We start from the raw sequence: 24,219 nt of genomic DNA, 5'->3' as shown, positions 1-24,219 counted from the left end.
ACGCATTTTATGCACGTTTTTCTATCGTAAAAACATAAAAAAAGTCATTCCAAATGGAATGACTTTTTCTTTTATAGATAAATAGAATCTTCTCTTAGAATTCTGCGTTACGCGGTGTACGCGGGAACGGTATCACATCACGGATATTTGCCATACCTGTTACAAACAGCAGCAGACGTTCAAATCCTAACCCGAAGCCAGAATGCGGACATGAGCCGTACTTACGAGTATCCAGATACCACCACATATCCTTCATCGGGATATTCAGTTCCTGAATACGAGTCAGCAGTTTGTCATAATCTGCTTCACGCTCTGAACCTCCGATAATTTCGCCAATCTTCGGGAACAGCACATCCATAGCACGTACAGTTTTGCCATCTTCGTTCTGCTTCATATAGAACGCCTTTATTTCTTTCGGATAATCGGTCAAGATAACCGGACGTTTGAAGTGCTCTTCCACCAGGAAGCGTTCGTGTTCTGAAGCCAAATCCACGCCCCAGTAAACCGGGAATTCAAACTTATGTCCATTAGCTACTGCTTCTTCCAGAATCTTGATACCTTCTGTATAAGGCAGACGTACAAAAGATTCCTTCAATACACCCTGCAAACGTTCAATCAAGCCTTTATCGAACATGTCGTTCAAGAACTTCACATCGTCATAACAGTTGTCCAATGCCCACTGTACACAGTATTTGATGAATTCTTCCGCCAAATCCATGTTGTCATTGATGTCATTGAAAGCAACTTCCGGCTCAATCATCCAGAACTCAGCCAAATGACGCGGTGTATTTGAATTTTCCGCACGGAATGTTGGTCCAAATGTATAAATTGCTCCCAAAGCAGTAGCGGCCAATTCGCCTTCCAACTGTCCGGAAACTGTCAGACTTGCCTGCTTTCCGAAGAAGTCATTATCATAAATAATAGAACCGTTTTCATCTTTCTTCAAATCATAGAGGTTCATGGTAGTAACCTGGAACATCTGTCCAGCTCCTTCACAGTCTGATGCTGTAATCAGAGGAGTGTGGAAATAGAAGAAACCTCTTTCATGGAAGAACTTATGAATCGCAATAGCCATGTTATGACGGATACGGAACACTGCACCAAATGTATTCGTACGAGGACGCAGGTGAGCAATCTCACGCAAGAATTCCATTGAATGTCCTTTTTTCTGCAATGGATAAGTATTGTCACAAGTACCCAATACTTCAATCTCACGTGCCTGAACTTCTGCTGCCTGTCCGGAACCTACCGACTTTACCAGTTCTCCATTCACGCTCAGACATGCACCCGTTGTAATCAACTTCAGTAAATCCTCATCAAAGTTAGCCAAGTCGACTACAATCTGCACATTATTTATAGTAGAACCATCATTCAATGCAATAAAGTTTACCTGTTTGCTACCACGGCGAGTACGCACCCAACCTTTCACATTGACCATCGCGCCAAAATCTTCACGCTTCAGCAGGTCAACAATTTTTGTTCTACGAATTGTTTCCATTTTGATTCTATGTTTTATCAATTAATCTAAAAACACAAGGATGCTCCGTTTCCGTGTATCCCTGTGTTCTGCTATATTTATCATTATTCAAAAGATCCCATACGAAGCATGGCTACTTCCTGTTCTGTGAGGTAACGCCAGTCACCGCGACGCAATCCCTTCTTAGTCAATCCCGCAAAGTACACACGGTCCAGCTTAATCACACGATAGCCCAGCGATTCGAAAATACGACGTACGATACGGTTCTTTCCAGAGTGGATTTCAATACCCACCTGTGATTTATCTGTATCCGACGCATAGCTGATAGCATCAGCACGGATTTCACCATCATCCAGTGTAATACCCTGTACAATCTGATCCAAGTCTGCCTTTGTCACATTCTTGTCGCAGTATACATGATAAATTTTCTTCTTCAAGAACTTAGGATGAGTCAGTTTCGATGCCAGGTCACCGTCATTTGTCAACAGCAGTACACCTGTGGTATTACGGTCCAGACGCCCTACCGGATAGATACGCTCCTTGCAAGCACCTTTCACGAAATCCATCACCGTCTTACGTTCCTGCGGGTCATCCGAAGTCGTTACGCAATCTTTCGGTTTATTAAGCAGTACATAGACCTTACGCTCAATATTTACCGGCTGATCGTGGAACTTCACTTCATCCGAACGCTTCACCTTCGTACCCAGTTCCGTTACGATTTCACCATTTACAGATACAACTCCTGCAGTGATAAACTCATCCGCTTCACGACGAGAGCAGATACCTGCATTCGCAAGGAACTTGTTCAAACGAATCGGTTCATCCGGATCAGTCAGCAGTTCTTTGTACTCGATCTGCTTCTTCATGCTATATTTTGCATTCGGGTTGTAGTCGGCAGTACGCGGACGGTAACCTCCCTGTGGACGACCATATCCGCCCTGCTGTCCGCCATTGTTATTAAAACGAGGACGATACGGGCGCTGTTCTCCACCCTGTTGTGCATTGTTAAAGCGCGGACGATATGAACGCTGTTCTCCTCCTTCCTGGTTGTTGTTGAAACGAGGAGTGTACGCACGCTGCGGACGTCCACCATTATTGTTGTTAAAACGAGGATTGTAAGAAGAGCGCTGTTCTCCTCCTTCATTATTGTAGGAACGGTTTCCGTATGAACGCTGCGGGCGATTACCATAACCACCTCTCTGCGGACGATCCTCTCCATTATTAAAGCGAGGATTATAAGAAGAACGATAACCTTCTCCCCCTTCTCTATTGTTGTTATACGGACGGCGACCGTAGCTGTTGCTTTTCTCGCCTCTACCATATTTGTTATATCCTTCTCTGTTGTAAGACTTGTAACCATCGCGGCCAGACTGGCTGTTTTCGCCATCTTGTCTGAATTCTTTTTCTGCCATAATTTTTTTGTTTAATGCTAATATTAATACTCAACACCCTCTCGGGCGATATTTATTTTTTAAAGTTAGACTCCAGTATAGTTGTGCGGAGTAATCGCACGCAGTTCCTTTTTAATATCCTCGCTGACGTTCAGTGTTTCAATAAAATCTTTGATAGAAGCTTCTGTAATAGCCTGGTTCGTACGGGTCAGCGCTTTCAACGCTTCATACGGATGCGGATAAGCTTCACGGCGCAAAATCGTCTGAATAGCTTCAGCCACTACACTCCAGCAATTATCGAGATCTTCATAGATTTTATGTTCATTCAACAGCAATTTTCCAAGACCTTTCAGTGAGCTCTGGATGGCAATCACCGTATGTCCAAAAGGAACACCGATATTACGCAACACTGTAGAGTCCGTCAAGTCACGCTGCAAACGAGAGACCGGCAGCTTGGAAGAAAGATGTTCCAATATTGCATTGGCCATTCCCAAGTTACCTTCTGCATTTTCAAAGTCAATCGGGTTCACCTTATGCGGCATGGCACTTGAGCCGACCTCACCAGCTTTGATTTTCTGCTTGAAATACTCCATGGAAATATACTGCCAGAAGTCACGGTTCATGTCAATCATGATGGTATTGATACGCTTCATTGCATCGAAGATGGCACCCAGTCCGTCGTAATTTGAAATCTGTGTAGTGTATTCTTCACGTTCCAGACCTAATTTTTCTGCAACAAACTTATTACCGAAAACCTTCCAGTCAAAATCCGGATAAGCCACGTGATGTGCATTGTAATTTCCGGTTGCTCCACCAAATTTCGCAGTCAGCGGACAAGCCTTCAATACAGCCAGCTGACGGTTCAGACGATAAGCGAAAACCATGATTTCCTTGCCCAGACGAGTAGGAGAAGCAGGCTGCCCGTGAGTCTTTGCCAGCATCGGAATATTTTTCCATTCTTCTGCGTAGGCAGTCAACTGATCAATCAGTTTCTGGATCTGCGGATAATAGACTTCTTCCAACGCATCCTTGATAGACAAAGGAACTGAAGTGTTATTGATATCCTGTGAAGTCAGTCCGAAGTGAATGAATTCTTTATAAGGTTCCAATCCACCCAGTTTATCAAACTGTTCCTTAATGAAATACTCAACAGCTTTCACATCGTGATTTGTCACGCTTTCTATCTCCTTGATACGTGCAGCGTCTCCCTCAGAGAAATTACGGTAAATATCACGAAGAGACTCAAAGCGAGTCGCATCAAATGATGCCAACTGCGGCAAAGGCAATTCACATAAAGTGATGAAATATTCAATTTCCACCCGCACACGATACTTCATGAGCGCATATTCTGAAAAATAAGCAGCCAAAGTTCCTGCTTTGCTTCTGTAGCGACCGTCAATCGGTGATACAGCCGTGAGTAAATCAAGTTCCATCATTATCGTAAAGTTTTTTGGTATCTAAATTCTAAAGTTTCATTTGAATTCGCGAAATTAATGCTTTTTCCTGAGTTATCAGGACATAGTCCTTAAACTTTAGTATTTATTTTATAATTAGGTTATTCACTCAGCAATTTTACAGCATCAACATACTGTGCGATACCCACAGCCACGCTCTTTGCTGCTTTCATAGCCATCACTACCGTTTGCGGACGATGCACCACATCACCTCCGGCAAACACTCCTTTACGGCTTGTCATACCGAAAGGGCGTTCTTTCACCAATACATACCCGTTATCATCGGTTTCTATACCTTCCGTAGTCGACACAATCCGACTAGCCGGGCGTGAACCCACAGCCAGGCAAATGCGATCGAAAGCATACTCCTTGACTCCCTCTGGTGTATTGGCACGTAGTCCGACAACCTTCCCGTCTTCATCTCCAAGGAATTCAGTCGTGGAAGTCTGCCATAAAAATTTCACACCTTCCTGCAAGGCAGCCTGGTATTCTGCCTGTATAGCGGGCATATCGGCTTCCGTACGTCGATACACAATGGTCACACTGGCCGCTCCCATACGTACGGCCGTACGGGCCGCATCCATGGCCACGTTTCCGCATCCCATCACTGCCACGTGCTCTCCTTCGATAACCGGCACCTTATCACGGCCGACTGTGCCTTCATTATAGATATTGGCCATGTGCAACAGGTAAGTCGCCTGAATCACTCCACGCAATCCGGCCCCCGGAATATCCAATGATTTAGGCAGAGCCGTACCTGAACCAATAAAAATAGCATCGTATCCCTGCGCAAAAATATCATCAATGTTCAGCTGCTTTCCTACCACACAGTTCAACAGAAAAGTCACCCCCAGTGCTTCAATCTTCTCAATTTCCTGACGAACCACCTGTTTGGGAAGACGATATTCCGGAATTCCGTACATCAACACCCCACCGGGTTCTGCCTGACTCTCAAAAATTGTCACGTTAAAACCCTGACGAGCCAAGTCTCCGGCTACGGTCAGTCCGGCAGGCCCCGAACCAATCACGGCAACCTTTCCCCGTGTTTTCTGAGGAAGTTTCTCACGAATCAACTTCATTTCCGTATCAAAATCGGCTACGAAACGCTCCAGCTTACCAATTTCAATCCCCTTCCCTTTCGGATACAATACGCAATGCCCCTGACACTGCTTTTCATGGGGACAGACACGGGCACAAATAGCCGGCAGGTTACTTTTCTCGTTAATGATTGCCATGGCATTTCCCATATTGCCTTTTGACAGTTCATGAATGAACTCCGGGATATGATTTTCTATCGGGCACCCCTTCTTACAGGAAGGATTCTTACAATTCAAGCAACGTTTTGCTTCAGCTATGGCCTCCTGTAGCGTATAGCTCTCGTTTATTTCTCTAAATACAGCTTTTGGCTTATTCATTTTATCAAATTTGTCACATGCAAGTATTCCCTGCATACCTGTTTCATATTGGGCGGCAAAGTTCGTAAAAAAATGCCATAAAGAAAGCAGAATGAGTTTATTTTTATTTCTACAGACAAAAAATATCCCATAGACTTACCGCCCATGGGATATTTCCATCTTCAATACCTTAAGTTCTATACGAATTGAAAATCAATACGTAAAGTCAGAGTTCTTTACATATACTTTGTAATCCTTTATCAAACCTGGTGCGCCGGCTTCTGCACGAGGCAACATCCGGAAACCGGTCACATTATATTCCTTACCTAAATCTATAACAATCTGATGAGGATAAGCGGTATTGTCTACCGTCTGCCAGAAAGTGCTTTCCTGCAAGTCGAAGACTTTATCTGCCGTGCGGTTTCCACTACGTGTTTCTTCACTATCGGCATACACAATCTTCCAGTTCTCACGAGAAACAGGCTTTCCGTTATTATCCAGTACATCCAACTCTGCAATGGCTGCGATATTGTTTCCTTCATAGTTGGAAATACCTTCCAGACAGAAATAGCGTCCTGCTACAGGCTGTGCAAAACGTACTTCCTGCCAGCCGTTTCCAGCTTTGAATGTACCTGCATTTACCACTTTTTCAGCTTTCAGGTTCAAGTTCTGTCCGTCTTTACGATGAGTTTCCGGTGCTTTTTCACGCAGCATATCCAAAATCGGTTTTTCTACGCCAGCCACTTTTGCTTCAGCCGGTCCCTTCAGGTCGAGCACAATAATTTCATTCTCTCCTTCTTTCAACCAGCAACCCGGCATATACAAAGTTTGCTGCGGACCGATTTCCCAGAAACGTCCCATGGCATGTCCATTCACCCAAACCATACCTTTTCCCCAAGTCTGCATATCCAGGAAAGTATCACCTGTCTTATCCAAACGGAAGGTAGCTTTATAATATGCAGGTCCGTCAACCGGCTTGCCTGCCTGGTAATTTTTCTGGCTGACAAATTCATAGAACGGAGGCAAGTTGTATACTTCCCAACCTTTCAGTTCCTTCACCTGTTCACCGCTTACCACTTCCACTTTGTTCGTAATACCTTTCCGGTCATGAATTGATTTGTCAAAGTTCACACGTCCCATGGCTTCTACCAGAATATCCAGGCGTGTACCTTTTTTCAAAGTTTCTTTCAGCGGCAAAGTGAATTCACCACGACGACGGTCCAAGCGGCCCAACAATTTTCCATCAGCAAATACCTGTGCCCAGTCGTGTACTTCATCAATATGCAAAATACCTTTTACATCTTCTTTCAATGTCGTACGATACAAAATACTTCCCCAACCCTGATCAAACTGTTCCATAGGCTTAATATCTTCCGACTGTTTAGCCTGAGGCAGATTATCGAACAAGGGTGCGACTTCCCATTCTGTAATGGCCGGTACGGAAATCACCGGATACTGAGCAGGAGGTTCCGGCAAAGTTTCTCCTTCCGGAAGATACTGTTTCAGCAAGTCACGCAACTGGAAATATTTCGGAGTAGTCCATCCTGCTTCACTGATAGGTGCATCATAATCGTATGAGCTGCACATAGCCGAGTAAGCCGGATTGTTGGCACCACCCCACCAGCCAAAGGTAGTTCCTCCGTGTGTCATATAAAGACTGAAAGAAATATTACGATCCAACATATCTTTAATACCGCTCACCATTGTAGCCGCATCACGAGTCTCGTGTTTCCGGCCCCAGTGATCGAACCAGCCGCTCCAGAATTCACTACACATCATCGGAGTTTCCGGACGCAGTGATTTCAGTTTCTTGAACTGCTCGTCAATATTAGCTCCCGTACCAAAGTTTACGGTCCACAGCAAATCATCCAGTGCGTTATTGGTGAAGTTAGAACTCCAGTCGCACTGGAACAAAGGCACATCTGTAAAGCCAGCTTTTTTCACCAAATCACGGATGGCCGATACATACGGCTTGTCTATTCCATACGAGCCATATTCGTTCTCTACCTGCACCATAATGATATTTCCACCACGAGAAATCTGCAAGTCTGCCAACTGCTTGCCTACTTCATTCATGAAAATACCAACACGTTCCATATAATAAGGATCCAGCGTACGTAACTGTACATCTTCTTTCTTCAGTAACCACCAGGGCAATCCACCCATTTCCCATTCTGCACATACATACGGACCCGGACGTACAATGACATACATTCCATGCTTCTGAGCCAAACGGCAGAACTTGGCAATATCTTTATTGCCGGAAAAATCAAACTTACCTGGCTGCTGTTCGTGCAAGTTCCAGAACACATACAGACAAAGGGTATTCATACCCAAAGCCTTACAAGAAAGAATACGCTGTTCCCAGTAAGGTTCCGGGATACGCGGATAATGTACCTCCGCAGCTTTCACTACAAAAGGCTTTCCATTTAACAGGAACGTATTTTTTCCTACTTCAAACGTTCCACTGGCCTGCGAGCTTTGACATGAGCTGATAAAAGCCGCCATCAAAAGACAAGCCACCCCTAATGACAATTTTCTCAATAATTTATTCATGGTATTCATTTTTCACTTTTACAAAAATAGGGACTTGCTACCAAACCGTAGAAATAGAAATCAATCAATTATCAGTCAAAAATCATTCAAAGACACACCTACTTCTTTGTTCCAGCTACCTTTACACGAATTACATTCAAAGAATAAGCCGGCATTTCATATTGGGACAACTCAGCCATGGTTATCTCTTTTTTCACTGGTCGTGCATTTTTGTCGGTAGGTTTCCCACTCAACACCTGCAAAACCACCTTGCCATTCTCTACAGGTGTCAGACCTTCCACCTTAGCCTTTACCGGAACCGGCAACAGATTTACCAGCTTTACAATCCAATCTCCCGTCTTACTGTCACGTACGACTGAAGTACCTATTCGTTTCTGTACATCCTGACGAGGATTATCGATTTTCCGGTCGGCAGGCAAATAAGAATCTCCGGAATTCTGACCATAAAGCAACTGAGTATAATATCCCACAGTGGGTTTCACCTCACGGTTATTGAAATAAATCAAATCAGGGTTCCACTGAGTATGTCCTTCCTTTGCCAACAAAGGAGCATAAGAGGTCATTGACACGATGTCACCATTACGTTCTACCGAAGTCAGATACAAGGCCTCAGCTAAAGCCGTTTCAATGTTATTGGGACGTCCCGGCAAATGTGCGGCATACTCTCCCAAATATACTTTAGGTTTGGTACGGTCATAACGGTCGTAATAATCCTGGTTATTTATAAACCAGCCTGGAGTATTATAATAATGCTCGTCCACCATCGGCACATTCAGGCGCGTAGCAAACTTCCATCCAGCCTCATAATCCGTACCTTCATAGAAAGGACCCACCGTACCAATCACCGTAATTTCCGGATACTTTTCTTTTACTGCCTTGAAAATCATTTCAAAACGTTCTTCAAAAACAGGTGTAATCAAATCTTCGTTTCCAATACCGACGTATTTCAAATTGAAAGGTTCCGGATGGCCCGCTTCCGCACGCATCTTCGCCCATTTACTCTTCTTCGGATCACCATTGGCATATTCTATCAAGTCCAGAATATCCTGTACATACGCTCCCATCTCTTCCATGGGAATACCTCCCTGCTGTCCGCCGCTCAAAGGTTTTCCCGGGATGCAAGCCGAATTCTGACATGGAACTCCTGCCGCCAGTACCGGCAGAGGTTCTGCTCCTATATCTTCACAAAACTGGAAATATTCAAAGTATCCCAAGCCTAATGTCTGATGATAGCCCCACAAGTTCCCCATCGGTTTACGGGCTTCCAACGGACCTACTGAGTTTTTCCAGCGATAAATATTATCTATTCCGTTTCCATGTGCTACACAACCGCCCGGGAAACGCACAAAACGTGGATATAAATCGGCCAAAGTCTGTGCCAGATCGGCTCTCAGTCCGTTTTTACGGCCCTTGAAAGTCTTTTGAGGGAACAATGAAACCATATCCAGATGCAATTCTCCAGTCACTTCCGGTTCCACTGAAAGCGCAGCCGCATCCACATCGGCCTGAGCCGTCAGTACAGCCGACTGCTTTTTCCATTTTCCGGCTGCTACTCGTACAGAAGATTTCGCCACTTCCTTTCCCTCATTATCCAGCAAGCGTACGATAACTTTACCCCCTTTACTTCCTTCAGGCATACGAGAGAAAACAGAGAAATCATACTTTTCTCCTTTCTTCAACATAATTCCATCAAAACCTGGATTACGGAGAGCCATTCCCGGCTTAGCCTGCAATACGACATAATGCGGATTATTCTCATGCAAAGGATTTTCGGTTGACACCTTCACGGCTGCCGACTGTCCGTTCTCCCATACACTCCAAGCATAGCCACTGTCAAATCCCTGACTCGCATTATCCTTTGGAGAATACTCAAAATCGCGGTTCTGTACCAGTTCCGCATAAAGTCCGCCATCAGCTCCGTAATTAATATCTTCAAAGAAAATTCCAATCAGTTTATCGCTGATAGGCTTAGCCTCTTCCGGACGCACCGTCAATTGTAAGGAAACAGGAGCCAGCCCGGCAAAACGCTGAGCATCCTGCTCCGTACGTTCATTGTGCAACTGGTCTCTGCAAGCCCGGTAGTCCGCAAATTTCAACAGACGATCTACGTCCTCCCAGGCCACTTTCTGCATATATCCTTGTTCCAACACACCTTCCACCACCGCTTTCTTGCGCGTCTCACTTCCTCGTTTAACGGCCGGTACCTGTTCACCTTCCCGAGCCGGCTGCATATAGTAAGTCTGCGGATTCCACTTCATCAAATCCGGCGAAGTGGCATGCCCCCATTCTTTTCCGCTCTCGTTCAGCTGCCAGAAGCAGTGCCATACTCCTTTTTCATCCCGCACCAGATGAGGATTAAACATGCGTTTCTCGGCTCCCCAGGCGCCGTAATCACATTTCACATATCCATATCCGTTGCCGATGCTGAACCAGCGCGCCTCATCTGTACTCCAAGCCAGCTTCAGCCCACTACGGCCCGCATCGTTCACAGTGGCATACGAAAACAGATATACCGAATCCGGTTCATTCATCACTTCCTGTACATGAGCCGATACAGGAAAACTGGTAAGGCAAGCACATAAGGCAGCCAAATGTGTCAGGTGTTTCATAGGTAAGAAGATTGTGTTTAGGATTATTATTTGGAAACTTTTACACGCTGAATCGTACCGTCCGCATTGAATTCCATCCGGTCGATACAAACTTCGCGGTGTACACCGGGGCCTTTATCTTTGTCCAGGTAATTTTTATTGATACGATGGTACACGATATACCACTCATCCGTACCCGGTTTACGAACTACGGAATTATGTGCCGTACCATAAATTTCTTTCGACGGATCTTGTATCATCACAATCGGGTCCTTAGCTACCTTAATCGAACCTAGAGGAGAATCCGATGTGCCGTATGCCACATGATAGTTCGCTGAACCCGTATCATCTACCGACCACAGGAAGTAATATAATCCCTGACGATAGAACACGTATGGCGCTTCACGATACGCATAATCTTTCAATGTACCTCCTTTCGGAGTCATCACCTTCAATGTTTCCTTCTTGATAGACACCATGTCATCGTTCAGTTCAGCTCCGGCCATATAGCCATTACCCCAATACAAATAAGACTTACCGGAAACCGGATCGGTAAACACATCCACGTCAATCTGCTGTCCGTGTCCCACCGGAGAATCTGTAATGATAGGTTTGCCCATATCTTTGAAAGGCCCTACAGGAGAGTCAGCTACAGCCACTCCGATTTTCTTGCCTGAATCATCGTTCGGATTGCCACTGTAATAGAAGAAATATTTATATTTCCCATCAATCAGTTTTTCTTCAATAGCCGGTGCCCAGGCATTTCCATTCGCCCAAGGTACCTGCGGAGAACGCAAATCCAGCATCACACCTTCGTAAGTCCAGTCCTTCATGTCAGCCGAAGAGAATACGGTAAAATACCATCCTCCCCATCCCGGCTGTCCGTCTGTAGTAGAATAAATATAATAACGTTGAGTTTGCTGTGAATAAAGCACTTCAGGGTCTGCATGGAATCCTGGCAATACCGGATTTACCGGCAGTTCACCCAGTTCAGCTGGTTTACCCCATTTGTCTGTAATTCGTTTCAGTTCTGCACGGGTAATAGGAATGATGGTACCATGACGAGGATGGAAATTCATCTTTACTGCATGATCTATCACCTTGAAGTTTTTCAAGTCGGTTGTTTCCGTGAACTGATAAGCTCCCTTCATATACACATCATACATCAAGATGTACTTGTCCTGTCCAATCAGCTTGAACGTACCGGCTCCTTCCACCGCTTCCTTTGTCTGCTGTTTGTAATCCGGTTGTTCCTCCCATTCTCCGGAAGTCAGCAAACGAGTGGTTGCCACTTTAATACCGTTACCGTGTCCTTCCGTTTTATAGAAAAGATGATATACCCCATCTTTATACACGATATCACCGTCTATACAAGATTTCTTGTCCTTCGGAATAAAAAGAGGTTTCGGTTCCCCTTCCAGGTCCGTAAAATCTTCATTGGCATACGCATAATAAATCACGTCTACCCCACCGGCATACTGCATGGACCAGTATACCATATACTTTCCTACTTCCTTATTATAAATAGTCTGAGGAGCCCATACACGTTTCAGTTTTTCCTGTCCCGGATAACGTTTCTGCATATTAATGACAGAATGCGACCAGTTTACCAAGTCTGTAGATTTCAGCAGTACCATCGCACGGTTAGAATCCCAACCATTGTCCGACACCATATCGGTCACTACCATATAAAAAGTCTGACCGTCTTCTCCTCTCAGGATATGAGGGTCGCGCACGCCACCGGTAGAACTGATTACTTTTGAATCGAGCACCGGTTTGTTATTATTCAGGGCATAATAGGTATATCCATCCATACTGACCCCATAACATACAGCTTCTTCACTGATATGATTCCCCGTAAAATAAGTAAACAAATAAGCTACATAATCTTTTTCTTCCACCAATGCGGCAGACACTGATTCCGAAATAAACGGAAGTAAGAATAACAAAGACAGGATTCTGTTTCTCATATACTTTATATGTTAACGTTTGATGCAAAGATAGGGAATTAGTGTATCACATACAACTATTAATCATGCAAAAAAGGAGGAGAATCGTGCATTTTTATAACCTATAAACCGTTATTACCTTGGAAACTTAAAGTAATTTGTATATTTGCACTTATTGTAACCATAAAAAGAGTTGTGATACATGCAGTATAAGCCTATATCACTGCATTATAAACAAAAACATATCACCATGAAAAAACAAATGAAACAAATCGCCTTACCTCTCTTTCTGGGAGGTTTGATAGCATGCAGTCCGAAAACTGCTGTAAATGAAACAGACTTGTTGGGTAACTGGACAGAAATACTTCCTCCTTCATCCAACTTCGTACAAGGAATGACACTGGCCAAGGAAGGAAAAGCCTCCTCCATCGGTATGGCCACTCTGCAATATGAAAGCTGGCAGCTTCTGTCGGACGGACAGCTTGTACTGAGCGGAAAAAGTATCGGTAACGGACAGACAATCTCATTCTCAGATACACTGGCCATTCTGTCTTTGCAACAAGACACTCTCACCCTCCGCAAAGGAGCCGATTATCAAATAAAGTATGTACGCCAGCCGGAATCAGCGCCTTTAGTCGGAACAGACAAGGCTTCTACAGGATACACCTGGTCGGACGTATTACAAAAAGACATCCGGATTTTTGAGACAGGACAAAAAGTACTCTCTTCCACCGACAGCCAGGCAACCCAAGCCGGCTTCTTAGTGTTTGCAACTGATTCTTCAAAGGTAGAAGTGTTCTTACCTGATACCAAAGTCATACTCGACCGCCGTGTACGCCCTGACGGCATTGCAGTCTGGAACGTAGAAGACGACGACACCTATCAGGTGCAAACCTGTGCAGACTCCTGGATTGTATCCAAAAGAGGACGTCTGCTTTATAGCACGTACGGAACCGATAAAAAAATAGAAACCTCCTTCCTCACCGAGGAAAAGACAGAAATCCCTGTGACATTCTATCCGCATGAAGCCCTCGCTGAAGTCTGTCTGGACGGACAATACATGTTGCTCTCTCAGTACCGCACAGCCTCAGGTTACGGTTACAAGAATACCATTCTCGATTTGCGTGGCAAAGGAAAAGAAGCTACACTGACACGTAGTACAGACGGAAAAACGTTCCAGCTAACAGAAAAAAACTAAAAACAGTATCGTATGTGGATGAATCTACTTTTATTAATCGGCGGATTAGCTTTAATTTTAATAGGAGCCAACGGACTGACCGACGGAGCAGCCTCTGTAGCCAAACGTTTTCGTATCTCCGACCTGGTTATCGGATTAACCATCGTAGCCTTCGGGACCTCTGCTCCTGAATTGGTTATCAGTGTACTCTCCTCGTTACAGGGAAGTGCTGAAATGGCTATCGGTAACGTGGTGGGAAGTAATATCTTCAATGTATTGATGATTATCGGATGCACCGCTCTGGTTCTCCCCATACAAGTGGGACAGGGCACTATGAGCAAGGAAATTCCGCTGGTCATTCTTTCTGCGCTGGTACTCACCTGCTTTGCCAACGACTGCATACTCGACGGAGGAAGCCGGGACATCATCAGCCGGATAGACGGACTGGTTCTATTAGGTTTCTTCCTTATTTTTATGCGTTATACTTTTGCCATCGCCCGCAACGGGAACGAAGAAGGTGGCGAAGAACAGAAGGTGAAGGAACTGCCGGCATGGAAATCAGCCCTATATATTATAGGAGGACTGGCCGGATTAATTTTTGGCGGACAGTTTTTCGTGGACGGTGCCAGCGGTATTGCCCGTGCATTAGGTGTCAGCGACTCCATCATCGGACTTACACTGGTGGCCGGAGGTACCTCCTTGCCAGAACTGGCAACTTCCGTCACGGCGGCCTTGAAAAAGAATCCGGGCATTGCCATTGGAAATGTCATCGGCAGCAACCTGTTCAATGTATTCTTTGTACTAGGATGTAGTGCAAGCCTGTCTCCTCTCCCTATGGGAAATATCAACAACATCGACATGGCTGTTCTGGTAGGCTCTTCCATTCTGTTCTGGCTGGTGGGCTGGTTCTTTAAGAAACGGACCATCACCCGTATAGAAGGAGGGCTGTTAGTAGCATGTTACATTGCTTATACTGCCTTCCTTATTTCACAACAATAAAGAACCTTGTTATAAATATTAACCATGAAAAAAAATCCTTATTCCCTTGACTGGTCTTTGCCTATTGACAGCCTGCAACCCGTCTTCTAACCAACAGACTGAAAAATCCGTTACACAAACAGTAAATACCGACTCCATTCAGGTACTCCACGGACAACTTATCATGGGACACGAAGCCTACAGCTTCACTCCCGACACAGACACTACAGCCTATTGGGTTGTTGACAAGTCGGATGAACTGAAGAAACGCTATGAAACAGCTCTTCCTTCCGATGCAAAACCCTATACAGCCATACCAGCCAAACTGAAAGTCCGTATCCAGGGCCCTTCTTCCGAGGGTTTTGCAGCTGAGTATGCAGGCGTAATGGAAGTAATGGGAATTGAGGAAGTGGGAGAATAAATCATCTTCTGAACAAAAGTCAAGAACGTGCCTACAAAGAGAGTTACATATACTTTTCTTTTTTATGTTTCCCTTACGTGAAACGTATGTTTCTCTCGGCAGAACCGTACGTTTCGCGTAAGGGAAACATACGGTTCTGCAAGGAGAAACCTAAAACATACAAAAACGTTTTTCAGTTCCTCCCCTTGTGTTTTTTCAAATAAAGCCTACACATGTATAAATCAGGTAAATCATTCTGATTTACCTTACACAAAAAGGGTGAAAAGACTTCACAGCCTTTTCACCCTGCCTATTAAAAAGAGAGATTTTATTTTTTATAGATGTGTTTTCCTTCGGTTACTACCTGAGAGGGGCTACCGGTATAGCTAATACTTCCGCTGCCATACGTTTTCGCCGTAATGGAACGAGAGGCACGGCAAGACAAATCGCCCGAACCATATACAGCCGCATCGACTTTAACGGCTTTCAGGTTATCTGCCGACAAATCACCGGAGGCATTGTCACGAAGTACGGCTTCCTGGCAGCTGCCTTTTATAACCATATCGCCACTGGCATTGACCGTAGCCTTCATGATGTCCTGACATTGCAGATTAGGCATCACCAAATCACCGGATGCATTGATGGTCAAAGACGCATGCTGGCACACAGCTTTGTGAACTGTCATATCTCCGCTGGCATTGATACTGGCCTGTAACTTCTGACAGTTGACCTGCTGTACATCAATGTCGCCACTGGCATTGATTTCAGCCTGAAAGCTACTGCACTGCACCGTAGGGCATTCAATATCACCGCTGGCATTCGTCTGGAAACGTATGTCTCCCTGTGTTTTCAATCCTTTGGGAATAGATATATCACCGGAAGCCATCGTGGTAAAGCGACTGACAGAGGGCGCATATACATCTACCCGGCAACGGTTCTCACCCTGGATGCTGGTACCGTCCTGATAATAAACCCTCAGTTCACCTTTTGACTCTTTCAGTACCACATAGGGCATGACATTGTCTGAAGCATAGATTTCTGCATACGGACTGCCGGAGGTCTGGTGATACACCACATCAATGGAAGAAAGTGTAGACACTTCCCGTATATCTCCCAGGAAACGTTTTTCCGTCTGGTAGTTTTTACTTGGCTGAATAGTATGAGCAGTTCCTATACAGCTGAAACAGGTCAAGGCACAAGCCAATGTGAGTATGTTCATTCTGGTTTTCATTATTCTATCTCCTTTATTTTTTATAGTTATACATTCTATTTATTCTGTTTTCAGATTTTCAGTCGGATTAGCCCGTGCTGCTTTCCATACCATCCCGAAGGCTACCAACCACACTACCAGACATACGATAAGGATACATCCGGCAAACAGGTACCACGTGAGGTCTATCTTGACAGCAAACAATTGCAAAAGCTGTTCACCTACCTTCCAGGCGCACAAAGCACCTATCACTACAGCCGGAAGAGCTATCTTCAGCAAATCAAGCAGGAAGATTTTCTGCACGTCGGCCATGGAAGCTCCGTGAATAAGGCGAATAGCAATTTCCGAACGGCGGCGTGAGACTTCATCGCGCACATATGCCACAAGTCCCGTCAGAGCAATAATCAGAATACACAAGCCCGCAAAAAGTACACTGTTACGCACGTGCAATACCCCATTGTACAAGTTTCCCATCTCCAGCGACAGGCTGTACACCTTCAACTGCTGAGAAGCAACCGTTCGGTCGATTACTTGCTGTACTTCTTTCATCGCTTCAGGCGACATCCGATTCAAGGCTACGTATAAATTGCTCGAAGGTTTACTCCTATAGAACATCACTGTAGGACGCTCGTCATGCTCTTCCATCACTTGAGAGCCTAAGTGAATATCTTCATACACCCCACGAACAATAGCAATGGTTCCGTAATCCGCGTGTTCGGTAATATATACCGTCTTCCCGATGGGAGAGCCTGTCCATCCGGCCAGTGTTTTCATACGCTCCACGAACCGACGACTCACCATCATCTGCTGCGACAAGGAATCTGTCAGCGTAGGGGTAAACACATTTCCTTCGATAACCGGAATCTGGAAAGCCTTGTGATAATCGGGACCTACATAATACATGTCGGCAATATTCATGTATTCTTCTCCAGTTTCGGGATTGTACACATTGTTTCCACTGCAATGATCCGACAGGAGCTGGTAACCCCAGGTAACCGCCTTTACCTCCGGCAGTTTTTTCAACTCCTGCACACAGCGTTCCCGCTCCACCATCTCGGTGCCCGACAAGTTAGTATACAACGTATTCCGGTATTCAAATCCGGGGTTGAAATTCATCAACGTATTATACTCCAAGCCTATGACCGTCAGCAGGCAGACAAAGAATGTGGTCAACGCAAACTGCAAGCACAGCAGTCCCAGCTTCCACCTCCGCTTGTTTTCCGTATAACGACGATACGCATAAGTCACCGGAATACGGGTGTAAAGATAACCCGGCATCACTCCGCAAAGCAGAATTACTCCGGCCGTCACTGCCAGACAAACCCATACAGTAGACAAGGGGAAAAGCGACTCCAGACTATGTCCTATCTGTTCCTGCAAGAAATCCTGCAAGCCGAAAATAATCAATACAGCAAGCGCCAGACTAATCAGTCCGTGCAACAAAGATTCCGAAAGAATCATCCGGTAAATGTCGCCACTTCCTGCCCCATAGCAACGGTAAGTGGCAATTCCCTTGGCACGGCTCACCATGGACGAAACAACCAGCAGGATATAGTTCAACACAGCCACCAGCAACATGATAATCGCAAAACTCAGAAAGACGATGTTCATGATGCGGTTATAATCAGACGAGGTAAATATTTCGGCTACCGGACGGAGAGAGAGTTCAAAACCCGTACCAGACTGAGCCATCTCTTCCGTCACATGATTCACTTCCAGCATACGCTCCATGCCTTCCTTCAAGTCATCCGGAGTACTTCCTTTCCGCAGGCGGACATAGGTCTTGTAGCGGTCATTTCCGAACCAGTTGTTCGTTCCATCATAAGCCACCTGCCCGATGGTCGGCAGGGCAATGAGCACATCCATCTGTGGCAGATGGGTATTCTCGGGAAAAGCCTCAAACACCCCGACTACGGTCACATGAAACTCGGGATATTGTTTCCACGACAATGTTTTCCCGATAATCTGTTCGCCTGCCACCTCTAGCAGTTTGGAAGAGATATAGGCATTGTTGGCCTTTTCCAACCCCGTATAAGGCTCCTCGCCCATCAGCAATTTCCGCGGAAAGATCCGAAAGAAAGTACTGTCGCAAAACCAAGCCTGCCCCTCCAGGTCTTTATGGTCTTCCGTGGTCAGTGTCATCGATCCAATTCCCGTGAAACGGGTGGCCACTTCCACCGCCGGACAATAGCGCTGTAACCCCGGTCCGATGGCACCGGGAGTCTGCGCATACTCCCTCCAGTCGGTTCCTTTCTGTTTGTAGCGTTCTTCCACCCGGTAAGTATCTTTCAATCCCGGCAAGAAGTTGTCATACGACCGTTCGAAAATGACTTCTGCCAGCATAACCAGGCCGATGGCCAGTCCCACGCTCAGACAGATAATCTTGACCACATTGGCCTCGCCTTTCCGAAATAATCCTTTCCATGCACGTTTCATAAGGTACTATTTTTACATTTCTGCAATAGAAGCCACAATCTGTCCGTCGAACAGGTTAATCACACGACTGGCAAAACCGGCATCACGCTGACTGTGTGTCACCATCACAATAGTTGTTCCTTCCTTGTTGAGTTCAGTCAGCAATTCCATCACTTCCTGTCCGTTCTTGGAATCCAGGTTACCAGTCGGCTCGTCGGCCAGAATAATCTTCGGTCCGGAAACCACGGCACGTGCAATGGCCACACGTTGCTGCTGACCACCCGACAACTGCTGCGGATAATGTTTTGCACGATGGCTGATATTCATTCGCTGCATAATTTCATTCACCCGACGCTTCCGTTCGTCTGCCGGAATCTTTAAATAAGTCAACGGGAGTTCAATGTTCTCAAACACGTTCAACTCGTCAATCAAGTTGAAACTTTGGAACACGAAACCGATGTTTCCCTTGCGCACATTCGTACGGTCTTTTTCTTTCAGACTGCCTACTTCCTTTCCATCCAGAAAGTAACTGCCGGAAGTCGGATTATCCAACAGCCCCATAATATTTAATAAGGTAGACTTTCCACAACCGGAAGGTCCCATAATTGCCACAAATTCCTTGTCTCTTACCTCCAAGCTTACTTTATTCAGTGCCAGTGTCTCTACTTCCGTGGTGCGAAAAGTTTTTGTCAGGTTTTCAATCTTAATCATAATCGTATTGTTTTATAGAGTTTGTATTTTACATTTCGGATTTTCATTTCCATCAATTTCTATACAAAGTCCATGCCAATACTTTAAACATCTGATTATCAATATAAATCAGATTTGCATAAAAAAGCAGGTGTCTAATTTTTAGACACCTGCTGTATGATTTTTTGACAATATTCCGATAAAAATCTATGCCTTGACACACTTTATCAGCACATGCCGGTCGCCTTCCAGTGTCGTGGCAAACAAATACACGTCTCCTCCTTCTTTCAGTTTCCACTTCTTTCGGAGTTCTGCCACCGAAGCCGGGAAGTTACGTACCGTGAGATTGGCCTTATCTACCCCCTGCAACAACTGTTTCAGTTCTTTCTTCCCGAAACCTGACACTTCCAGTACCCGGAAACGACGCCCCGGAAAATCAACTAATGCATCGGAAGTATAAAGATGACTGTTTGCATGTAATTTTTTGACACCGAATCGTGCACCCAACAACCGGTAAGGCCCCGCCTTCAGCAAGGAAGCGCCCGGTTCATAAAGATAATTTTCTACCTCGTCAGTCAACGGACATTGTGCTTCTTTCTCCTGTGAATAAGTGAAGACAAACGGTTCTGCCAAAAAGTTATTAACAGCCTGTTCACAACTTATCCACACCTCTCCAGAGCCTTCTGAAGGGGATTTCGTCTCTTTTTGTAGCACAACCAACAATTCTTTGCACTCGTTATTCACAGCTACTACATGAATCTGCCGGATGTATTTCAACTCCCGTAAGGAAGAAAAAATATCCAGCATGGGCGAAAGCTTCACCACTACCGTCCGGCCTTTTTCTACTAACAACGGCTCCAGTTTCTGCACATCGGGTTCGCAGTCGGCAATGGCCACCGTCTTTCCTCCCCGACTGTCGCGACGGGCCGGATCCAAGAACAGGCAATCCACCGGTTCCATCTTTTGCAGGTATTCCACTCCGTCGGCACAATGCACCGTTACCTGCGGCAAGCCAAGCAACGGGAAATTATGGCGGGCCAGTTCACAGAGCACTTCCTGCCGCTCCACATAATCCACTTTCCGGAAGTTTCGTGCCAGGAAAGAACAGTCCACCCCCAAACCTCCCGTCAAATCGGTCATCGTATCACCTTGCAGCCACGATGCCTTGTAGCGGGCCGTGATTTCGGAAGAACACTGCTCCATGGACAGGTGAGCCGGATATTGCACTCCTTCCGTCTGTGCCCAAAGAGGAACCTTCTTCTCGGCAATCTGCCAGCCGGCAATCTGCACTACAGCCGCTGCCATATCTACCTGCGGATACTTACGGGCCTGCAAAGCTAATGCACGTACATCTTCCGTACGATGTGCACAGATAAACTGCCATGTGTCAGGTGAAAGTATTGCCATTTCTCTATTCTTTATTATCTGTAAACAAGGGGTTGTTTTTCTTTTGCTCAGATAAAGGCATAAAAAAAGGAGTTCCGCTGAACTCCAACCTTTGTTAACCTTAAATCTAATACTATGAAAAACACGATGCAAAGGTACGGACTTTCTGGAATTATGCAAGTTTTGTGTACGTTTACATGTGTTTTATAACATAGATTAAGAAGTACATATCTGGTTTTAAAGGGCATTAAGAAAATACGATTAATATACCCGCATTCCGAAAAAAAAAGGAATGTGGGCTTTTCGCATGACAAAGCATTTTCCAATCACAGACTTCATGTTAAAAAGACATAGGAATCCCCCACAACTCCCCAGTATTCCAACAAAATATTGTATCTTTGCTCCGATTATATACTTGACACAACATGATAACTTTAAAAGAATTCTTTTCATTTAAAAAGAACCGCTTTTTCTGGCTGAATCTCATAGCCATAATTGTCGTAATAATTGGTGTATGCTGGGGCACTTTGCTCTGGCTGGACAGTTATACACACCATGGGGAAGCTTACATGGTGCCAAATGTGAAGAACAAAACATTGAACGAAGCTCAGCAGGCTCTCAGTAACCAGAAACTGAAAGGGCTGGTTATCGACTCCAGCTATGTGAAAGGTGTGCCCGACGGCATGGTACTGGATCAAAATCCGGCAGGAGGAGCACGCGTGAAGGAGGGAAGGACAATCTACCTAACAGTTACCACGTCTAAGGTTCCTTTGGTAAAATTACCGGACTTGATAGACAACAGTTCTTTGCGTCAGGCAGAAGCCAAATTAAAGGCGATGGGCTTCAAACTGACAGAACCGGAATACGTTTCGGGAGAGCAGGATTGGATATACGGTATCAAATACCGTGGAAGAAGTCTGGCTAGCGGAGATAAAGTTCCCCACGAAGCCATGCTGACTCTCTGCGTAGGCAACACGGCGATTCGTGACTCTCTTGCCATAGATTCTACACTGATTAATATGGATATGAATTCGTCTGCCGACAGTGAAGCTGAGGTAGATGACTCTTGGTTCTAAATCTAACCCCCTAAACAAAGATGGCAGAGGATTTGATTGATTACGAACTGGACGGAGAAGCGCCAGACGATATCGAGCCGATTCAGGGTGAGCCTGAATTGTATGAGCATTTCCGTACGGTGGTAGATAAAGGACAGGCTCCTGTCCGCATCGACAAGTATTTATTTGAGCGAATTGTCAACGCATCGCGCAACCGGATTCAGATGGCTGCCGACAACGGCTTTGTCATGGCCAATGGGAAACCGGTGAAAAGTAGCTACAAGGTCAAGCCGCTGGATGTGCTGACCGTTATGATGGACCGCCCGCGCTATGAGAATGACATTATTCCGGAAGATATTCCACTAAATATTGTATATGAGGACGATGACCTGATGGTCATCAACAAGCCTGCGGGGTTGGTAGTACATCCGGGATGTGGAAATTACCACGGTACCCTGGTCAACGCCATCGCATGGCATCTGCGTGACGTCCCGACCTACAACCCGAATGACCCGCAAGTGGGATTGGTGCACCGCATTGACAAGGATACCTCAGGACTATTGGTGGTGGCTAAAACCCCCGATGCGAAAACCAGTCTGGGACTTCAGTTTTACAACAAGACAACCAAGCGTGAATACAACGCGTTGGTCTGGGGGATTGTAGAACAAGATGAAGGCACCATCACCGGCAACATCGGACGCAATCCGCGCGACCGGATGCAGATGGCTGTCATGTCCGATCCGGAACAAGGAAAACACGCCGTGACACATTATCAGGTACTAGAACGATTGGGGTATGTCACACTGGTAAAGTGCGTACTCGAAACCGGGCGTACCCATCAGATTCGTGTACACATGAAACACATCGGGCATACCTTGTTTAATGATGAACGTTACGGTGGTCACGAAATCTTAAAAGGAACTCATTTCAGCAAATACAAACAATTTGTAAACAACTGTTTCGAAATCTGTCCCCGTCAGGCACTACATGCCAAGACATTGGGCTTTGTACACCCTCGTACAGGAGAGGAAATGTTCTTCACTTCCGAACTGCCCGAGGATATGACCTGCCTGCTGGAACGATGGAGAACGTATATCAGTAACAGAGAATAACAACTATGAAACGTACAATTGCGATTGTAGCAGGAGGAGACTCATCTGAACATGGAGTCTCCATGAAAAGTGCAGAGGGTATCTACTCTTTTATCGATCAGGACAAATATACCCTCTATATCGTGGAACTGACTAAAGCACGCTGGGAAGCGATTCTTTCCGACGGCAGCCGTGCACAAGTGGATAAGAATGACTTCAGTTTCATGGATCATGGACAAAAAATCATACCCGACTTTGCCTATATCACCATCCACGGAACTCCGGGAGAGAACGGTATCCTGCAGGGATACTTTGAACTGTTAGGTATTCCTTATTCTACCTGCGACGTGCTGGTTTCCGCACTGACTTTCAGCAAATTCACCTTAAACCAGTACCTGAAGGGCTTCGGTGTACGGGTAGCTGAATCCATGCTGGTAAACAAACGTCACGGCATCAGCGATGAGGATGTCATCGCAAAAATCGGCTTGCCTTGTTTCATCAAGCCCAATGCCAGCGGTTCCAGCTTCGGTGTGACAAAGGTAAAAACAAAGGAACAGATTCAGCCGGCTTTGGAAGCTGCTTTCAAAGAGTCGGATGATGTGATGATTGAAGCTTTCATGGACGGTATCGAACTGGCCAACGGATGCTACAAAACAAAGAAAAATGAAGTGGTATTCCCTATCACGGAAGTGGTCAGCCAGAATGAATTCTTCGATTACAACGCCAAATACAAAGGTGAAGTAACAGAAATCACACCGGCTCGTCTCAGTCCGGAATTGACCAGCCGCGTACAGCAACTGACATCTGCCATCTACGACATACTGGGATGCAAGGGTATTGTGCGCGTGGATTACATCATCACAGAAGGTGAAAAAATCAATATGCTCGAAATCAATACCACTCCGGGAATGACGGCCACCAGCTTCATTCCGCAACAGGTACGGGCTGCCGGTCTGGATATCAAGGACGTTATGACCGATATTATTGAAGACCATTTCAATTAATTTT

General features: G+C 45.5%; 17 protein-coding genes. 6 read left to right on the top strand and 11 right to left on the bottom strand.

From position 1 onward, the window contains the following. Positions 1-94: 94 nt before the first annotated feature. The 7 genes from asnS to WKT20_RS02700 form a co-directional block, all read right to left on the bottom strand. On the bottom strand, positions 95-1,498 hold the full coding sequence (gene asnS, locus WKT20_RS02730; RefSeq protein WP_117702755.1) for an asparagine--tRNA ligase: 1,404 nt from the start codon (positions 1,496-1,498) through the stop codon (positions 95-97). Positions 1,499-1,581: 83 nt separating this feature from the next. Next, entirely contained in the window at positions 1,582-2,889 is a 1,308-nt protein-coding gene (locus tag WKT20_RS02725; RefSeq protein WP_117702756.1) for a pseudouridine synthase, read from the bottom strand. A gap of 65 nt (positions 2,890-2,954) precedes the next feature. Next, a complete protein-coding gene (gene purB, locus WKT20_RS02720) occupies positions 2,955-4,301 on the bottom strand; it encodes an adenylosuccinate lyase (RefSeq protein ID WP_340416805.1) in 1,347 nt (448 codons plus the stop codon). A gap of 122 nt (positions 4,302-4,423) precedes the next feature. Continuing rightward, entirely contained in the window at positions 4,424-5,737 is a 1,314-nt protein-coding gene (locus WKT20_RS02715; protein ID WP_340416789.1) for an NAD(P)-dependent oxidoreductase, read from the bottom strand. Positions 5,738-5,929: 192 nt separating this feature from the next. After that, positions 5,930-8,224 carry a beta-galactosidase gene (locus WKT20_RS02710; RefSeq protein WP_223804965.1) on the bottom strand — a complete coding sequence of 765 codons (2,295 nt, stop codon included), beginning with the start codon at positions 8,222-8,224 and terminating at the stop codon, positions 5,930-5,932. 146 nt (positions 8,225-8,370) lie between these two features. Continuing rightward, positions 8,371-10,881, bottom strand: coding sequence for an alpha-L-arabinofuranosidase C-terminal domain-containing protein (locus WKT20_RS02705; RefSeq protein ID WP_340416788.1), 2,511 nt, complete (start codon positions 10,879-10,881; stop codon positions 8,371-8,373). A 26-nt stretch (positions 10,882-10,907) separates the two neighbouring features. After that, the gene (locus WKT20_RS02700) at positions 10,908-12,830 is read right to left on the bottom strand and encodes a family 43 glycosylhydrolase (RefSeq protein ID WP_340416787.1); all 1,923 of its coding nucleotides are present in this window, start codon (positions 12,828-12,830) and stop codon (positions 10,908-10,910) included. Positions 12,831-13,059: 229 nt separating this feature from the next. On the opposite strand from WKT20_RS02700, the gene WKT20_RS02695 reads away from it, so the two are divergent. The 3 genes from WKT20_RS02695 to WKT20_RS02685 are packed head-to-tail and all read left to right on the top strand — an operon-like array spanning position 13,060 to position 15,385. Next, on the top strand, positions 13,060-14,007 hold the full coding sequence (locus WKT20_RS02695; RefSeq protein ID WP_340416786.1) for a lipocalin family protein: 948 nt from the start codon (positions 13,060-13,062) through the stop codon (positions 14,005-14,007). An 18-nt stretch (positions 14,008-14,025) separates the two neighbouring features. After that, entirely contained in the window at positions 14,026-14,985 is a 960-nt protein-coding gene (locus WKT20_RS02690) for a calcium/sodium antiporter (RefSeq protein ID WP_181976360.1), read from the top strand. Between the two features lie 46 nt (positions 14,986-15,031). Further along, the gene (locus tag WKT20_RS02685) at positions 15,032-15,385 is read left to right on the top strand and encodes a hypothetical protein (RefSeq protein ID WP_131200972.1); all 354 of its coding nucleotides are present in this window, start codon (positions 15,032-15,034) and stop codon (positions 15,383-15,385) included. A 307-nt stretch (positions 15,386-15,692) separates the two neighbouring features. Here WKT20_RS02685 and WKT20_RS02680 read toward each other — a convergent pair whose 3' ends face one another. From WKT20_RS02680 to WKT20_RS02665, 4 genes are all read right to left on the bottom strand, one after another. Continuing rightward, positions 15,693-16,583 carry a GIN domain-containing protein gene (locus WKT20_RS02680; protein ID WP_340416785.1) on the bottom strand — a complete coding sequence of 297 codons (891 nt, stop codon included), beginning with the start codon at positions 16,581-16,583 and terminating at the stop codon, positions 15,693-15,695. A 51-nt stretch (positions 16,584-16,634) separates the two neighbouring features. Continuing rightward, complete coding sequence (locus tag WKT20_RS02675) at positions 16,635-19,010, bottom strand: ABC transporter permease (protein ID WP_340416784.1); 2,376 nt, start codon at positions 19,008-19,010, stop codon at positions 16,635-16,637. A 12-nt stretch (positions 19,011-19,022) separates the two neighbouring features. Beyond that, entirely contained in the window at positions 19,023-19,700 is a 678-nt protein-coding gene (locus WKT20_RS02670) for an ABC transporter ATP-binding protein (RefSeq protein ID WP_007564268.1), read from the bottom strand. Positions 19,701-19,886: 186 nt separating this feature from the next. Then, complete coding sequence (locus tag WKT20_RS02665) at positions 19,887-21,086, bottom strand: THUMP-like domain-containing protein (protein ID WP_118164979.1); 1,200 nt, start codon at positions 21,084-21,086, stop codon at positions 19,887-19,889. Positions 21,087-21,490: 404 nt separating this feature from the next. On the opposite strand from WKT20_RS02665, the gene WKT20_RS02660 reads away from it, so the two are divergent. From WKT20_RS02660 to WKT20_RS02650, 3 genes are read left to right on the top strand one after another with little or no spacing between them, the layout of a single operon-like run. Next, positions 21,491-22,141 (top strand): PASTA domain-containing protein, encoded by a 651-nt coding sequence (locus WKT20_RS02660; protein ID WP_117702771.1) that lies wholly within the window; start codon positions 21,491-21,493, stop codon positions 22,139-22,141. Between the two features lie 20 nt (positions 22,142-22,161). Continuing rightward, positions 22,162-23,232: an RluA family pseudouridine synthase gene (locus WKT20_RS02655; RefSeq protein ID WP_007564257.1), complete on the top strand. Its 1,071-nt coding sequence runs from the start codon at positions 22,162-22,164 to the stop codon at positions 23,230-23,232. A gap of 5 nt (positions 23,233-23,237) precedes the next feature. Further along, positions 23,238-24,215, top strand: coding sequence for a D-alanine--D-alanine ligase (locus tag WKT20_RS02650; protein ID WP_007564255.1), 978 nt, complete (start codon positions 23,238-23,240; stop codon positions 24,213-24,215). Positions 24,216-24,219: the final 4 nt, after the last annotated feature.

This window comes from Phocaeicola sp. ICN-14070 (assembly GCF_037892625.1).
Taxonomy (GTDB): domain Bacteria; phylum Bacteroidota; class Bacteroidia; order Bacteroidales; family Bacteroidaceae; genus Phocaeicola; species Phocaeicola plebeius.
Note: the sequence above shows the minus strand (reverse complement) of the source record. Positions and strands in the feature narration are given on the sequence as shown.